Origin of the sequence: Reichenbachiella agarivorans, assembly GCF_025502585.1 — a bacterium.
GTDB classification, from domain to species: domain Bacteria; phylum Bacteroidota; class Bacteroidia; order Cytophagales; family Cyclobacteriaceae; genus Reichenbachiella; species Reichenbachiella agarivorans.
This window is the reverse complement of record NZ_CP106679.1, coordinates 1,594,051-1,611,327: the sequence shown is the minus strand read 5'-3', so window position 1 is coordinate 1,611,327 and position 17,277 is coordinate 1,594,051. Positions and strand designations below refer to the sequence as shown.

12 protein-coding genes are annotated in these 17,277 nt (G+C 42.6%); 5 read left to right on the top strand and 7 right to left on the bottom strand.

The features are described from left to right. Nucleotides 1-295: 295 nt before the first annotated feature. The 5 genes from N6H18_RS06800 to N6H18_RS06780 form a co-directional block, all read right to left on the bottom strand. Nucleotides 296-2,377 (bottom strand): fibronectin type III domain-containing protein, encoded by a 2,082-nt coding sequence (locus N6H18_RS06800; protein WP_262311089.1) that lies wholly within the window; start codon nucleotides 2,375-2,377, stop codon nucleotides 296-298. Beyond that, nucleotides 2,370-5,402, bottom strand: a complete 3,033-nt coding sequence (locus tag N6H18_RS06795) for a hypothetical protein (RefSeq protein ID WP_262311088.1) — start codon at nucleotides 5,400-5,402, stop codon at nucleotides 2,370-2,372. The genes N6H18_RS06800 and N6H18_RS06795 overlap by 8 nt, the downstream gene beginning before the upstream one ends. 42 nt (nucleotides 5,403-5,444) lie before the next feature. Next, nucleotides 5,445-6,986: a calponin homology domain-containing protein gene (locus tag N6H18_RS06790; protein ID WP_262311087.1), complete on the bottom strand. Its 1,542-nt coding sequence runs from the start codon at nucleotides 6,984-6,986 to the stop codon at nucleotides 5,445-5,447. 326 nt (nucleotides 6,987-7,312) lie between these two features. After that, the gene (locus N6H18_RS06785) at nucleotides 7,313-8,020 is read right to left on the bottom strand and encodes a methyltransferase domain-containing protein (protein ID WP_262311086.1); all 708 of its coding nucleotides are present in this window, start codon (nucleotides 8,018-8,020) and stop codon (nucleotides 7,313-7,315) included. Further along, nucleotides 8,013-9,101 carry a type III polyketide synthase gene (locus N6H18_RS06780; protein ID WP_262311085.1) on the bottom strand — a complete coding sequence of 363 codons (1,089 nt, stop codon included), beginning with the start codon at nucleotides 9,099-9,101 and terminating at the stop codon, nucleotides 8,013-8,015. The genes N6H18_RS06785 and N6H18_RS06780 overlap by 8 nt, the downstream gene beginning before the upstream one ends. 159 nt (nucleotides 9,102-9,260) lie before the next feature. On the opposite strand from N6H18_RS06780, the gene N6H18_RS06775 reads away from it, so the two are divergent. After that, nucleotides 9,261-10,124 (top strand): UbiA family prenyltransferase, encoded by an 864-nt coding sequence (locus N6H18_RS06775; protein ID WP_262311084.1) that lies wholly within the window; start codon nucleotides 9,261-9,263, stop codon nucleotides 10,122-10,124. A 49-nt stretch (nucleotides 10,125-10,173) separates the two neighbouring features. Here N6H18_RS06775 and N6H18_RS06770 read toward each other — a convergent pair whose 3' ends face one another. Beyond that, nucleotides 10,174-11,103, bottom strand: coding sequence for an NAD-dependent epimerase/dehydratase family protein (locus N6H18_RS06770; protein ID WP_262311083.1), 930 nt, complete (start codon nucleotides 11,101-11,103; stop codon nucleotides 10,174-10,176). A gap of 363 nt (nucleotides 11,104-11,466) precedes the next feature. On the opposite strand from N6H18_RS06770, the gene kbl reads away from it, so the two are divergent. From kbl to N6H18_RS06745, 4 genes are read left to right on the top strand one after another with little or no spacing between them, the layout of a single operon-like run. After that, nucleotides 11,467-12,654, top strand: a complete 1,188-nt coding sequence (gene kbl, locus N6H18_RS06760) for a glycine C-acetyltransferase (RefSeq protein WP_262311082.1) — start codon at nucleotides 11,467-11,469, stop codon at nucleotides 12,652-12,654. Nucleotides 12,655-12,657: 3 nt separating this feature from the next. Further along, nucleotides 12,658-13,401 carry a tRNA pseudouridine(38-40) synthase TruA gene (truA, locus tag N6H18_RS06755; protein WP_262311081.1) on the top strand — a complete coding sequence of 248 codons (744 nt, stop codon included), beginning with the start codon at nucleotides 12,658-12,660 and terminating at the stop codon, nucleotides 13,399-13,401. Nucleotides 13,402-13,458: 57 nt separating this feature from the next. Then, nucleotides 13,459-15,183, top strand: coding sequence for an ABC transporter ATP-binding protein (locus N6H18_RS06750; protein ID WP_262311590.1), 1,725 nt, complete (start codon nucleotides 13,459-13,461; stop codon nucleotides 15,181-15,183). A 3-nt stretch (nucleotides 15,184-15,186) separates the two neighbouring features. Continuing rightward, nucleotides 15,187-15,696 carry a shikimate kinase gene (locus tag N6H18_RS06745; protein ID WP_262311080.1) on the top strand — a complete coding sequence of 170 codons (510 nt, stop codon included), beginning with the start codon at nucleotides 15,187-15,189 and terminating at the stop codon, nucleotides 15,694-15,696. Here the strand turns inward: N6H18_RS06745 and N6H18_RS06740 are convergent. Then, entirely contained in the window at nucleotides 15,693-17,270 is a 1,578-nt protein-coding gene (locus N6H18_RS06740) for an OmpP1/FadL family transporter (RefSeq protein WP_262311079.1), read from the bottom strand. The two genes, N6H18_RS06745 and N6H18_RS06740, sit on opposite strands and share 4 nt — an antisense overlap. Nucleotides 17,271-17,277 lie beyond the last annotated feature (7 nt).

Sequence of the window (17,277 nt, the reverse complement as noted above, 5' to 3'; positions counted from 1 at the left end):
TCATTTGTTGGATCATTTAAATAATCAACTTGTGTATTATTAATTTTTAATTCCCCACCTCCATCGGTAATATATTCCGTATTGATAATGGTACCATTGGTAACATAAATATATACTGGGTTCAATGACCAATTTGCATCGAGCTCACCATCAATTTCATGGGAAACATGAAAAAAAACAGGCTCTTTTGAGCATTCATCAAATTCTCCAGCTTGTCCCAGTAATCTATGGTGTGCAAATAGTGAAACGATAAATAATAAAACCTGAATTACCTTATTGCTAGCACGCTTTCCCATCACAATTCCACATTAAGTTTTTTTGATAAAACAGACATTTCACCTGACTCAAACACTGCTTGCAGGCTATATGCCAATTGGCTATCCCCAGTGTATTGATCTACAAATTGATTGCTCACACTCTGAGCTACGGGTAACTCTTTGTACAACTGCAGCGCACTGTCTCCTACAGATTTATACAATCTGTATTTCACTACGTCATCCTGGTTATAAGACCAGCTCAGTACTATTGTTTTCTTCTCTTGATCTACCACATGGTTCAGACTAGTGATCGATGGATAGGGATTGAGTTTCTTGCGCAGCATGGTCACAGGTTTGGCAGGCAGTGACTCTAAGCCATCATCATCCACTGCGATCAGGGTATAGGCATAGCGAGTATTGTGCTCGCTCTCCTCATCTAAGTAGAATGTAAACCCGTCCTGCTGGGTATACACCAGCTCCCAGTCAGACTGATCTGCCGCTCGACGGTAGAGCAGCTGTAGTTCCATATCCTCACTAGGACTATTTTCCCACTGCACCAAGATGCCCAGAGAATCATTTTTGATGTTGGTGAATACAGGGGAGACGGGAGGGATCAAATCTGGCTTTTTGAGCTCTATGATGTCAGAAAACTCGGATGGATTCTGTCGCTTGTCAAAGGCCTTGACGCGGTAGTATATTTTTTCGGTCAGGTTGTCGAGAGCAATGCTGTCCTCAACCAGCGCCTGAGTCACCATCTGACCTGGCAACTCAATGAATCCATCCTCATCTGCATAGTTGGATTTGTACACTTTGTAGCCTCTGAGGTCACTTTCGGTATTTTCATCCCAAGTCAAAGAAACAATGCCCAAGTCCGAGATACTTCCTTTCAATCCAACAGGTCGAGATGGAGGTATGCTGTCATCGAGCTGTACCATGTAGGGGAAGGATGCTATTTTTCGACCATAATCATCATGTGCCGTGACAATATAATAGTTGGAGCTGTGAGGCAAAGAATCTGTAAACTGTCGGGTCTTTGCAGGCAAATCATTCGCTATCGGTGCATTGAAGCCCGTACTCCCACTCTCTCTGCTGATGCTAAAGGAATGCAAAAGAGACAGATCCACCTGTGGTACTTTCCAATACAGGGTGACCTCTTGTGTCTCGGAGATCTCATGCGAAGCAATAGTGGGCGCAATCTTAAATACAGGTAGGCCTGTGCCATCCACTATCTCTGAGGGAGGCCCCTCGAATCCAAAAGCATCTACACCTATGACTCGGTAGTAGTACCTGATACCGTTGGCAGAGAGGCTGTCCCCTTTGTAGATTCGCTCACTGGGATTTCGTTGATAAGTGCTCACGATGGGTACATCTGTGATGGATTTGAAACTCGTGCCATCATCTGATCTCTCCACCCAGTAGGTATTGTAGACTTTCTGATGGATCTGGGCATTCCAACTGATCACCGATACCTGGTCTTCAAACGCTACCTTGACATCAAAAGGTTGCGGCAAAGGAACTTCATCCGCCAAGCCGATATAGATGGAGGCAGTATCAGATACATGGGTTGCTACTGGTGAACTGACATATATTTTATAAACATATTTTTCGCCTGCATACACTTCTTGGTCTGAGACGAACAAACCAGACAATTCAGCTGCTTTGATGGACATGTCAGCTGCATAGAGTGCAAAAGAAAATCTATTTTCCAATTCACGAGAGGCATTGATCACCCGCATCATCTCCGTCGCACTGGGTTCCTCTACCTCAAATGACTCACCATAGATGGCCTGTGCTGCTACGCCTACATAATCATCATCGCTGTATGGTTCCCAATTCTCCAAAGGGGATGGTTTCAGTGCATAAGGCAACAATACTTTGCGCTCTGGTGAATCCACCAAACGACCGTTTTGCATGATCCTAAACCGCTCGATGGTATAACCATACTTGTTGGCCAATTGCCAAGAAACCGCATTCTCTGGTGCCCAGCGGAGATAAATACGACCCTGTGAGACTTTAGCTTTGGCTTCTATACCAATGACTTGAGTCTCCTGTGCCCAAAGAAATAAGGGTACATTCAGTAGGACAAACAAAAGGACAATATGGTATATTTTACTAATCAAGTGGATTGCTAATTTTATGACGATAGGTAGAACTCACTATGTTTTTACCAGGAATGGTATAATTACTGTTCACCCAATAATCTCCTTTTTTGATGATCGGAAAAGATTCTGAGAGCAGCCTCCTGTATCTATCAGACATGTTACTAGTATAGCGCGAAGCAACTTGATTTGCCAAATCCAAATAATCCTCATACATGACAGGTACTAGCATATAACTGACCGTACCCTCTGGAGATTGAATATTCATTACTCCTGCTCCATGGGCACTTTCTGGCATGCTAATCATGTAGGGGTATTGCCAAATATGTACTGCCTTGGTGGGAATGACACCAAACACCTCTACATCGCGATTTGATTCTCTAATGGTAATGTTACCCATCAAGGGATAACCTTCATAGATGATAGGATAGATGCTATTGTTGTACCACGAGTTATTCGATAAGTCTGCTTCCATACTGATCAAAGGAGGTTGACCATCTACCACCTTCAATTCTCGATAGGAGAACCTCTCTGGGCCAGAAAGATTGGTACCAATCCTGTGAGTAAGTATAGATATAGGATCACGCCAACCACCAGCGCCTAAAGTAGCAGCAGCCTTTTGAGGAAAAGTAGCATAGCGGCTCACTCTGAAGTATAATTCATATATGTGTTCCTCTTCGAAACTCTCCACAATTCCTTCTGCACTTCGGCTTCTCAACTTTGTTACACCACCAGCATCACCTAGGTCTACTGCTGTCGAATCTTCTCTGATGTTGGCTGTAATGTTGGTAGTTTGAGTAGGCTTGTTTATCACTTGCAAGGCATACACTTTATCTTTAGACAAGTCTGTAGGAATTGAAAAAGTCAGCTCATTGTTGGCGTAAGTTACTGGAACATCTGGCACGGCTGTACCACTCGTAAAACGAACAATAGTAGTAAAGTTGGGATCACTGAAAAGATACCCTTGATCATCTTTGACATGAATAAAACCTTGCGGATGCTCCTCTGGATAGTAATTGACCATATCCTTCAAGGGATATACATAACTAACGTTACGATCTGGTATGTAACGTGGTGCTTTGTCCGTCGTAAAAGTAATCGTCTTAGTCTCTCGCAATTCACTACCGTCCTCAACTTTGACTATTTGCCATCTGCCGTCCTTAAACTCCTCAAAAGTGGTAGAAGCAGTCAAGGTTAGTTCTGACTCAGGTGGCAATATTCCGTCAGAGTCCAATACTGCCGTCATTTTATCATCTGACCATTCTACAACAACGTCTAATTTCTGTCCATTTTGCTTGATGGACATTTCATCTGCAGCAATCCTAAACTGAATGGTACGATCTCCCTCTACCATGTTATAAGACTTGTTGATCTCGTAGTTGAAGACTATTTGAGGCAAAGTAAATACATCTACTTCTTTGGTTTTGTCTCCAGGAGTAAGTTGAGCAATCACATCCAAGCCATCTAATGCCCCATCTGACCCACCGTACTGCATATCACACTCCTCACCAATCTCCACTTCAAACTTGCATTCACCCTTGACCAAACCTCCCATCACACTAAACCTACCTCCTACGATTCCTTTCATCCATACAGGATTAGGCAATTTGGCTTGGAGCACTACCGCTGCTGCGATATTCAAAATATCGACTTTCTTTTTCTTGCCAAAGACTTTCACCTTGATCCCAATCACCCCATCAAAATAAGCATAAGATTGACCATTGGCGTACCATCCATCAATACCCAGCTGTCCTCTGCCTGCACAAGTGACATTGCCATAATCCTTGAGCATGATGTCAAATCCCAATCCTACTGCAAAATGTCCATAGAAAATCAAGAAGGTTTTATCACCAGTGTCCATGGTCAAACTGGCGCCAAAGCCAATGCCTGCTCCATCCGCCAGCGCATTGAGATCCTTCATGTAGTCTAAATCCATTCCTCCCAAAATCTCTGAAACTTTCTGCGGAGGAGGTGGACTATCAGGGACGACTGAGCCCATCACAAAGTAGGCATCAACTCTGATCACACTCATGATATCCAAGTATATTCTGTTTTCAACCTCTGGTCGTCCTATATAGATATACCACTCAGAGGGAGAAAAGTGCATGACGGCATTGCCTCCACCTTTGATGACCCCTCCAGCTACCAGGATATCCAAACTCAAATTGGAATGTAGGGAGTTGTCGTCAAAATTGAACTCGATAGATACAGATCCAAAAATAGATGCATCACCTCTGTCACTTCCCAGTACTGCCTTGGAAGCATCGGGGTTGTTGCTAATCTCACTCTTTGATCCTGCCTGTGCTGCAAGGCTTTTTGCTTGCAATTTGAGGAGTTCGGGAGGTATGTCCACTGGAATGGAAAGCATGGATATATTGCCCAAGAATCGAATGTATTTAAGCCCACCATTCGATCGAAAGGCCATTTCAAAAGTCACCTCTGCAAAAAAACCTTTTTCATTTCCTCCTGCTACGCCTACGATAGCCTTGATACCCAACCCAACGGTCTTATCGGGAATGTAGGTAATGCCAGAGTTAGTAGTACCGAGTTCTGAACCTACACCCTTGTTGTCCAAAGACATATGATAATAGGCTCCTCCACCAAACCTAGTAAGGAAAAATCCTGTAAATACAGGAATACCATTTCCTAGATCTACCATGGCGTCAACATACCAATATTTCATACCTTCGACATTGCCAAAAACTGCGTTGGCAGACAAGCCAAATGAAGAAAAGGTAGCCTCCACAGAACCGTTGATCCCATTCCCATAAATTGGGTCATTTTTGAAAAAGATTAGTTTCCCTTTGAAACTAAAAGCATCTGTAACGATATCAATACCTAATTTTTCGATTTCAAGACCGGCATACTTATAATGTACCTGTGAACCCGACTCCACAGCCCTAGATAATATTCTAAACGCACCCTCTGCTCCGAACCCATTACCATCATCTTCTGTCAACTGTAGCGTCAAATCCACTCCTAAAAACATCTCTTCTCCAGTTACTCCTCCGTAGATTTTATTGACTTGTATTGGAAACCCTCCCATACCTGAATTAGAAAAACCAAGTGAAAAATAACTAACTGTTATTTAGGGCTTTACAGATTGAATCTTCAAATCTTGGAAAGTAATCCCTTCAAGCGAAATATTCTTTTTTGCATTGGAGTCAGCGTCACCATTTTCGGAGTTCAACCCTAGCATGATATCCATCTTCCCATTCAGGTTGGCGCTGGGCAAGAACTTTCCATCAATGGATTTTACTTCAACATATGAAGAAGGTAATAGTGTTACCTTTCCAGCCTTGAACAAGTCAAAGCTGATCTCTTCTGGAGAAGAAACGTTGAACAGATATTCTCCTCCCATTTTCATCATGGCAGAGTAAGCAAACAATTTGTTTTCATCAGCAGTGCCACTTCCCTCTTTTTCTTTTAAAGGAATATCTATTTTACCTTTAAGGCCTCCCTCAGTTAATTCATTAGCTACGAGCTTTACACTGATCATGTCCAACGAAAAATTCCAATTACCTAATTTCCCCTTTTCGAGAGGAATTAGGTTTTCTCCAGAAATAATACCTGTAAAGCCCAAGTCATCTATGAGCATATTTTGACCAGTTAGACGAACTCTTTCAGTAGCATTACCTTCACTTTTCGTATCAAACTGATGAGGCAAGGCTATGGTTAAACTCTGAATAAAAACCCCTCTCCACAGGTTAGGATTTCCAGACTGGTGAAATGGAGATTGCGCGATATACTCTGCAGGAAAAGAAACCCCAGGGAGATTTCTAGTATCACTCAGGTCAATGACTGCATTGGTAATGCTAAATGACACACCATCTAGGCCTTTCACTTGAAAAGGATCGATCCCAACCTCTACCAATATGTCATTCCAGTCAGATACTGATGTAGTAAAATCTACCGATACATTTTGGTTTTCAAGAATCTTACCCGTCTGATCTTCTGGTAAAATAGTTTTATTAGAAAACACCAAACTGGCTTCCAAACCAAATTGTTTGAACCCATTACAGTCAAACTCAACAAAAGTTTTGTTGTTCTTTCCTCTAATGATTAATTGTGTTTTGTCTTTAGATTGATTTTCTTCTGTCTGACTAGGATAGTCTCCAACCAAAAACAAGGTTCCCCCACCTTCAATCCCTCCTTTTTTAGAGAACCTAATTCCTTCTCCTCTGAAATGAATCCTCCCTGTTTTGGGAGTCTCAAAACTCATGCTCGCATACAAAAGAGAATATTCTGGCGTAGAGACTACACTATCTATTAAAATTACATAGTCGAGTGATCCAATACTAGTTTTAATCCCGACGGGTAATTCAATCAGCGCATTGCTATCTAGAAACTTTACAAACCTATTGTTAGCAGCTACCTCTTCATATGTGGCATCTATCTTTGCTCGTAACAATTCATCATCGACAGATACTGGTTCGTACAACCCTTCCATGAAATAGGAAGATTCTGTCTCGTCTGCAAGATGTGAGAAGGGGTCAAGATTGGAGAAGGACTTTTTCTGTTGAACAGCATAGCTTTTTTCAACATGCTCTGTCACATCTCCTAGTGAAATCGCACAGAGTGGTTTGATAAAAAAAAGTAAAATGATTAAAATCCTTATCAGGGCATTCATAGCTGGTTGGTTACTTCGCACATGTTCAAATTAGTTCCATCATATTAGGTATGAAAGAGCCTACATCCTCTCTTTCAAAAAATATCACAATTACTACCCTACAGATGGAATTTCAACGAACCAAAAACCAATTGAACCACACAAAACAATAGTACTCAATTGATTATAGAATTATAACAATTTGCTAAAGTAACGCTTTATCTGAATAAATAACAAAACAAAATTATTTTCATTACGTAGCACAACAAATTTCTCTCTACAAGGATTTTAGTTTATGGGAGAATCAGTATTTGAAGTCTACTCCGCAAATTCGAAAAACGGGTGTGTCATGCATGAATAACTAGCTCCCACCTAAAAGCCCATTTCCATTTGAGTGTGTAGTTTTTGATTTTGGCGGATGCCAAATACTGCGTCAATTCCTTTCGTGTAAAAGAACGTGCAACTGATAGCACGCTATCATTTTTGACCATAGTCGATCGAGACCAGGCGGTCAGTAGCCATTTGGTGAAATAATAGGAAATAGGATGCCTGTGGAGGTCATTGATGACGATCCCCAATGATACCTGCTGCTGCAGTTGATGAAAAAGCTCCACGATAGCTTCCTCATCAAAATGGTGAAGAAATAGGCTGCAATGTGCTATATCAAATTTTTTGGACAGGAAATCAGCACTGTAAATGTCCTCTGCATAAAATTGAATGTTGTCAAACTGCTGCGTGTTTTGCTGGGCATACTCGACAATGTGAGGGTTGGCATCAATACCCGTCAACTGGAGCGATTTTTTATTACTAGCGGCCCATTGTGCGAGGAGTTTCAAGGTATCTCCTCCCCCACAACCCAAGTCCACAATTCTGTATTTTTCTTGTGGATGTTGTCGGATCAGCGCTCGGATGCTGTTGAGTGAAATGTTGGTTCCTCCTAGGTAAGTATTGATGCTGTGCAGTTCTCTCAAGGTTTGATTGACTACCTCTCCATGGCAGTCAAAGTCGTCCATGATTTCTTCTTCTTCGGATCGGGTCTTGAGGAATTCAAACATGGCTATGTGATTTGAACAAGATGCTCTCCATGGTGAGACCTGGACCAAAGGCAAAGGAAAGCACATTTTGTCCATCCTTCATTTTTTTCATGAGCTCAGCCAAGACAAACAAGATGGTAGGAGAGGACATGTTGCCGTATTTTTTGAGTACCTCATAGGCATATTGGTTATCGTCCTTGCTCAGTTTTAGTTCACGCTCGATGGATTCTAATATTTTTTTCCCCCCTGGGTGGATGGCAAATAGATCTATATTGGCAAGACTCATCTCTGTCTGACTGAGCAGTTGACGGGTCAAATCATGAATGCCCTTTTGGATGATGTCTGGGACATAGGACGTCAAGGCCATTTCAAATCCAAAATCTCCAATTTGCCATGCCATATCGTTTTTGCCGATGAGGGCGAGATAGCTGGAGTTGGAGACGATTTCCAGACAGTGGTCAGTTGGTTCCGAACTCACCACAGTGGCTGCCGCTCCATCGGAAAACAGGGAGTGTGCCAATAGGTTGTCTTCGCTGTGACTGGATTGGAGGTGAATGGTACAGAGCTCTACCGATACGATCAGTACTTTGGCAGACTGATTTAGGCAAATCTGCCTGGCCATATTGAGTGCATTCATCGCAGCATAGCAACCCATAAAATTGATACTCATGCGGTTGATGCTAGGACTGAGATTCAATGTCTTGATCAAGTCCACGTCCAATCCAGGGGCATACATACCTGTACAGCTCACAGTGATCAGATGCGTAAAGGACGACAATTTCTCCCCATTGATACATTGAGTGATCGCAGATATGGCGAGAGGTACAGCTTCTTCTCGGTAGAGTTTCATCCGCGTGCTGGTCTTCGGAAAGGGCTGCAAATCTGCACTGTTTTCGAAAAACGTAAAAGTTCCCTTTTTGCGCTTGTAGTCGTGGAGTACAGAGTAGCGCTCTTCGATCCCCGTGGCACGATAGAGTATGCACAATTTTCGCTGCTCCTCAGGTCTGAGAGACAAGTTTTCGCACATGAACTGGGCGATATCATCTTGCTTGTATTTGTTGGACGGATTGGCCGTCCCGATGGAGGTGATGTATGCTCCCATGTATCAGTTGATCGTGAATAAATCCATAGTTAATCGTATGGGCGGTGATTTTTTTAGCCATCCTTCCCATCACTGGGCGGTTGGTAAGAAGAGGGAAAATAAATATTATTTCTAGCTTTCACTATTTTCTCTTGAGATATCAATGACTAATTTCCCCAAATGACAAAGTCTACCTTTTTACACCTGCGGTTTCCCTTTTCATTTTTCTTGCTGCCAGTATTTCTGTTTGCACTAGCGGTTTCGGCCAGTACAAAGTACTTTGAGATTCTATGGATTTTTTTCATCCTCCATGTTTTGCTCTACCCGGCTAGCAATGGGTATAACTCTTATTTTGACAAGGATGAAGGTAGCATAGGAGGGTTGAAACATCCCCCCAAAACCAGCAAAGAACTCTATGGATGGTCGATTGCACTCGATGTACTAGCCATCATGATGGGATGGTGGATTTCATGGCAATTTGCCGCGATGCTTTTGATATACGGACTGGTTTCCAAGGCATACAGTCATCCGCTCATTCGACTCAAAAGCATGCCGATCATTGGCTGGCTAGCCGCTGGGATCTTTCAAGGGTATTTTACTTTCTTGATGGTGGTTTTGGGATTGAAAGACTTTGACGGATTGGAATTGATAGACTGGCAGTGGCAGCTTCCTGCTATCCTAAGCTCCATGCTGCTGATGGGCAGCTATCCTATGACACAAGTATATCAGCACGAGGAAGACAGCCAGCGTGGAGACATCACGATGAGCATTCTTCTCGGAGTTTTGGGCACTTTCTATTTTACGGGTCTATTCTTTTTTGTATCCAATCTAGGCTTTCTGTACTACTTCTATACTTATTTTGATTGGATGACAGCCCTGGCTTTTCAGTTGAGTTTGCTGCCTGTGATGGGCTATTTCTTCTTCTGGTTTTTGAAAGTAAGAAAAGACGAACGACGAGCTGATTTTGAGCACACCATGAGACTCAACCTGATCTCCTCACTCCTGCTCAATGTGTTTTTTCTAGGCTGGTATTTGTTGAGATGAACAAGAAATGATTTGTAGTAAACATACCCCAAATCATTTCTCCTGTGAATTATAAATTCGTCAAAATATCCTGTGTCATTTTGGACAAGTCAAACGCAGGTTTCCATCCCCAGTCATTTTGTGCCACAGAATCATCGATACTTTGCGCCCATGAGTCAGCAATTGCTTGTCTAAAATCTGGTGAATAGGAGGTTTTGAAGTCTGGATAGTGCTTCACGATTTCCTGATAGATTTCTTTGGGTGTGAAACTCATGGCGGCTAGGTTGTAACTAGACCTGACTGTAATCTTGTCAGCAGGCGCATCCATCAACTCTATGGTAGCACGTACAGCATCATCCATGTACATCATAGGCAGGCGTGTATCTTCTCCCAAGAAGCAGGTGAAATTTTGTTTTGCCTTTGCCTTGTGGTAGATGTCTACAGCATAATCAGTCGTACCCCCACCTGGCAAGGATTTGTAACCAATCAGCCCTGGATAGCGCAAACTGCGCACATCTACATCGTGCTTTTTGTGGTAGTAATCGCACCACCGTTCTCCAGCCAGCTTGCTGATGCCATAGATGGTATTGGGATCCATGATGGTCTCCTGTGGTGTATTGAGTTTGGGGGTGTTGGGACCAAATACCGCGATAGAACTCGGCCAATACAATCTTTTGAAATATCCTTCTTTTGCCAAATCTAAGATATTGACCAGGCTGTTCATGTTGAGTTCCCAGGCAAACCTCGGACTGGCCTCAGCAGTGGCCGAAAGCAGAGCCACCAAGTGATAGACTTCGGTGATCTGATACTTCTTCAGGATCTCCTTGACACGGTTAGTATCTAGTACGTCCATTATTTCAAACGGACCCTCGCTCAATTGATCCAAAGACTCTTTTTTGTCCGTAGCGATGACATGGTCAGCACCATAGATTTGTCGGAGTCTGACCGTCAACTCCGAACCGAGCTGACCGCAGGCACCTATTACTAGTATGTTATTCATTATGGGTTTTTTGTTGTAGGATAAAGGTATGAAGATTTCCAGATCAAAAACTGCGCTATTGGTTGATAAAAGGGATAAATTGCCTTGTTATCACGATTTATCTCCCAATTCCTATGGAAAACGACATGAGCTTTGAAGCGTATTTAATTTCGAAAAAAATAGATTCGTCAAAATTTAAGTTGGCGGAAAACACCTTGTTTTTGGAGTTAAAATCAGACTTTGATCAAATGCATCCAGACAGCTTTACCCATCAAAAACTCTTCTTGATTAACCCCTTGAGGAGAAAATATTTGTTGGCAGAGGAGATAGTCAAAACAACACCCAAACCAAAAAGCGTTTTTAAACCCAAAATCCAAAAATGAAATGTATAATACGCTCAAAGGAAAGCTCAGTACAGAGTTATCAGAAATAGAAAAGGCTGGTCTTTTCAAGAAAGAAAGAATCATCACAACCCCACAGGGAGCAGACATCAAGACGACAGAGGGCAAAGAGGTAATAAATTTCTGCGCCAACAATTACCTGGGACTGTCGTCTCATCCTCAAGTTTTGGCAGCAGCCAAGACAGCCATTGATAGCCATGGTTTTGGCATGTCATCGGTCAGATTCATCTGCGGAACGCAAGACATCCATAAAGAACTAGAACGCAAGATCTCGGAGTTTTTGGGGATGGAAGACACGATTCTCTATGCCGCCGCATTTGATGCCAACGGAGGCGTCTTCGAACCGCTATTTGGGCCTGAGGATGTGATCATCTCGGACACCCTGAACCATGCTTCTATCATAGATGGCGTCAGATTGTGCAAGGCCCAGCGCATGCGATACCTGCATAACGACATGGCAGACCTAGAAGCCAAATTGATTGAAGCCAAGGATGCCAAATGCAAGATTATTGTGACAGATGGCGTCTTTTCCATGGATGGCACCATTGCGCAGTTGGACAAGATATGTGACCTAGCGGACAAGTATGACGCGGTGGTGATGTCTGACGAATGCCACTCTACAGGGTTCATAGGCAAGACGGGTCGTGGTGTACATGAGTACCGCAATGTCATGGGTCGTGTAGATATCATTACTGGCACACTCGGCAAGGCTCTTGGTGGTGCGTCTGGTGGATTCACCTCTGGCCCCAAAGAGGTCATCGAGATGCTGAGACAGCGCTCTAGACCCTATTTGTTCTCCAACACTTTGGCTCCCTCTATTGTAGGTGCGTCTATTGCAGTGATTGACATGCTCAGCAAGACCACAGAGCTCCGTGACAAGTTGGAACAAAACACGATCTATTTCCGAAAGGGAATGACCGCAGCAGGTTTCGATATCAAACCGGGTGATTCTGCCATTGTACCCATTATGCTCTACGATGCAGTTTTGTCTCAAAATTTTGCTTCGCGATTGTTGGAAGAAGGCATCTACGTAATTGGTTTTTATTATCCCGTAGTACCTCAGGGGCAGGCAAGAATCAGGGTTCAAATGTCTGCGGTGCATGACATTTCGCATTTGGACAAAGCCATTGCGGCATTCACCAAAGTTGGCAAGGAGCTAGGAGTGATTTAAATCGTGCGTTATTTTTTAGACATATCGTACGATGGCACGGCCTATCACGGCTGGCAGATTCAAAACAATGCCTCTACAGTACAGCAGGTACTGGGGGAGGCATTGTCCACAATCCTAAGACAGGAAGTCGTGACTACAGGCAGCGGACGCACAGACAAAGGAGTCCACGCCATCAACCAAGTAGTACATTTTGATTTGGATCCCAATATCAAGACGCAGAGCCTGATTCACAAGCTCAATGGATTGCTCCCCAAAGACATATCTGCCAATGAACTGCGCCGTGTGCAAGACGATGCCCATGCCAGATTTAGTGCTGTATCGCGATCTTATCTATACAGGATGCATACTAGAAAGAGCCCATTTCTAGAAGGAAAATCCTTTCTATTCACCAGACACTTGGATCTGGAAGCTATGAACCTATCCTGTGATATCATCAAAAGATGGCTAGATTTTGAAAGCTTGAGCAAAGTACATACCGACGTTCACACCTTTAACTGTGAAATATTCGATGCATACTGGGAGAGTCACAACGATGAAATCAATTTTCACGTAAGTGCCAATAGATTTTTGCGAGGGATGATTCGTGCCATGGTAGGAACGATGATTTTGGTCGGTGAAAGCAAAATTAATTTAGATACTTTTGAGGCAATATTAGAGAGTAAGGATAGAACCAAAGCAGGTAGCTGCGTGCCCGCCCATGGTCTCTATCTCAAAGATATTATTTACCCCAAGGAGATATACATTTAACACACCAAGGCAGTTTTGAAGAAAGAAGAGGCAAGCGGAAACATAGTGGATTTTAAGATGCTCAAGAGGCTATTTGTATTCGTCAAGCCTTATATGCTTCAATTCAATTTGCTCATATTCCTGACATTACTTTTGGCGGTTTTGGTTCCTATCAGGCCATATTTGATCCAATACACCATAGATCAGGATGTCGCATCTGGAGATTTTGATGGACTGGTCAAGATGATTTGGATATTGATAGGTTTGCTGGTCATACAGGCATTTGTCCAGTATTACCATACCTATTTGTCGAGCTGGGTAGGTCAGCATATCATCAGGGATATCAGGACCACCCTTTACGCACACATACAGCGATTGAAACTCAAGTTTTTTGACAATACCCCCATTGGACGTTTGGTCACGCGCAATGTCTCCGACATAGAGACATTGGCAGATGTTTTTAGCCAAGGGATTGCCATGATGGTTGGTGATTTGCTGCAGTTGATCGTCATTTTGATCTTTATGTTCTATACCAACTGGAGGTTGACGCTGGTGAGCTTATCGACCTTGCCTATCCTCATCATTGCAACCTATGTGTTTAAGGAAAAAATCAAAGTTTCATTTAACCATGTGAGAGCAGCAGTTGCCAATCTCAATTCATTTGTGCAAGAACACATCACAGGGATGAACATTGTCCAGATTTTCAACAGTGAAGAGGAAGAATTGCGCAAATTCAAAGACATCAATCGCGAACACAGACATGCCAATATCAAGTCTGTGCTATATTATTCTGTTTATTTCCCTGTGGCTGAGGTCATCCAAGCAATTGGAATAGGGCTCGTGGTATGGTATGGAGCCTTTCACATGATTGACCGTACTTTTCAACCAGGAGAACTGATTGCTTTCATCATGTATATCATGATGTTCTTTAGACCGATCCGAATGATAGCTGATAAGTTCAACACACTACAAATGGGGATCGTAAGCTCCAACAGAATCATGAAATTGCTGGATAGCAAAGAACATATCGCTAATGAGGGAACGTACGTTCCAGCAGCGTTCAACGGAGATGTGTCATTCAACCACGTCTGGTTTGCTTACAATGATGAAAATTATGTACTGAAAGACATCAGCTTTGAAGTGAAATCTGGACAAACCATTGCCTTGGTGGGTGCAACTGGTGCTGGCAAATCCTCCGTGATCAATCTACTGAGTCGCTTTTATGACATCAACAAAGGTCAGATCACCATAGACGGGGTCGACATCCAAGAATTTGAATTGAATACTTTGAGACAGCATATTGGTGTAGTGTTGCAAGATGTATTCTTGTTTTCTGACACGATCCAAAGGAATATTTCTTTGGGCAATGATGAGATACCATTAGAAAAAATCATCGCCGCTGCTGAGCTAGTAGGCGCACGGGAGTTTATCGACAAATTGCCCGGTGGGTTTGAATACAACGTGATGGAGAGAGGAGCCACTTTGTCTGTGGGACAGCGACAACTGATTTCATTTGTCAGAGCCATGGTCTACGATCCCAAAATCATCGTACTGGACGAAGCGACATCCAGTGTCGATACCGAGACAGAGGAATTGATCCAGAGCGCGATCAACAAAATCATGAAAGGACGTACTTCTATCGTGATAGCACATAGGCTTTCAACCATTCAACATGCTGACAAAATACTCGTTTTGGATCATGGAGAGATAAAAGAGAGTGGAACTCACGACGAATTACTTGCGAAAGACAGTTATTATGCGCAGCTTCACAAAATGCAATACAAGGAAGTATTAATTGGCTAATAGTTGACTTACCCTAAGAAAATATTTTTAGTAGGTATGCCTGGATCAGGCAAAAGCACCTTCGGCAAACTGCTCGCTGACCAGCTTGGCCGACAGTTTTTTGATTTGGACGAACAAATCGAAAAAATGTCAGGTATGTCTATCCCTGACATCTTTGAGGACGCTGGAGAGGATCAGTTCCGCATGTTTGAGACCTATGCTTTGAGTATGATTACCCAGCTCAATGAGCCTGCACTCATTGCTACAGGAGGGGGCGCTCCATGCTTCAATGGCAACATGGACTTTATGAACCAGTCAGGTTGTACGATATTTTTAGATACTCCATTGAAGACCATCATTGAGCGTGTCACAAAAGACAGAGAAACCCGTCCCTTGGTCAAGAAGATGGCAAAGAGTGACGTCACGGCAGATATGACTTCTCTTTATGAAAGAAGGTTGAAATTTTACCAACAAGCAGCCTTTACGTCAGATTCAAACATGAAAGAGATTATTTCTTATCTGGAATCTCTTTAGAAATTGAATCCAAAAGTCACCGAAACATTTAGGTTTTTGTTGTTGATCCGAGCAGTAGGACTGATGTCCAATTCTGGATCATCAAAACTGTAGATTGTATAAGGACTTCTTACTGTGTAGTATTGGGTATGCACGACAGACAAATCCACAAAAAAGTCATTATTTCTATAACCAAGCCCTCCAGAAATCCTTTGGATGCTATTGTCTATGGAGCTACTCACATAGGGATCACCATCGTAACCATATCCAGCTCGTAGCATAAACTGATCCAGTCTGATTTCTCCTCCGAGTCTAAAATTGACTGTGTTTTGATAAAAATTTTCTATGGTTTTGTTGTCAAGGCCAGTTCTAAAATCATTGGAAGAAATTTTAGCTTGTGAGTAATCTAAGAAATCAACATCGGCAGATATGAAACCCATTTTACCAAGAAATATCGAGGCTCCTGTCGAGAATTTCCAAGGAGTAGAAAGATTATATCTAGAAGTTGAAAAATACTCATCATAAAATTGCCCTAAAGTTATATCATCACCACTATCATCTTGAATCACAAAATCATTATAAATAGTAAGGAAATCTTCAGAGGACTCCTCTCTCATTCCATAGTAAGTGGGTGTAGAGATGGCAGCACCTATTCGCAAAATAGACAAAGGACGAGCCACTACTCCCAAAGTACCACTCACCCCTGTGCCGTTTAATCGCAAAGAATTCCTTGTACTATACAAATCTATAGCATCATCTGGCTGGCCATTGTAGATATATTCTGACTCAGTATAAGTACTTTCTCTGTAGAATCTAATAGTACTAATCCCTAAGCCTCCTCCTACATAAAAGACATCGTTGTAATTGACACCTCCCGAAAAGTCCCACTCATATTGGGCTCCTCGTTGCTGAACGATTTCTACTTGTCTGGGAAAGTCTCCTATGAATTTATCATACGCAGTAAAATCTTGCCCCGTTTGGGCATCTGTTTCTAAATATGGGTTGATGAGATACTGGTTGTATGCATCGTATAAATCACCGCTAAGGTCATCAGGGTCTGTGCCCCAAGCTCTATCCAAATATGAATCTACTATGGATGTTTTCCCAATCTCTCCTTCATTGTAAGCATCATAGGTGAAGTTGCTATGAAAATTATTTTTTCTGGTCAGCGTAATGGCAAAAGCCCCACCTTTGAATTTACTCTCCTCGTCTTTGTTAGGCATGCTGAAGACGATCCCCAAATTGGCAAAGTTGAAATTGGCTTTGAATTCATCCGTTTGACTGCCTAAATAACTAGATTCTGTGTTACTGAAATCCAAAGATGGTGTCACTGTGATCCCTGACTTGCGAATCGAGCCCAGTCCCGCAGGGTTGGCAAAGGCAGAATTGATGTCTCCTCCCAATGAAACTTGAGCTCCACCAATACCCTGCATACGAGCCGTACCGCCATAATAGGTTCTGCTAAACAACAATGCGTCATTGTAATAACCAAATGCTCCATCTTCGATCTGTGCTACTGCCGAACTCATGGTCATCATTAATACTATTGCGAAAAGACTTGCTACTTTTCTTTTGGACATGGGTTGATTGTTCATATTCAAA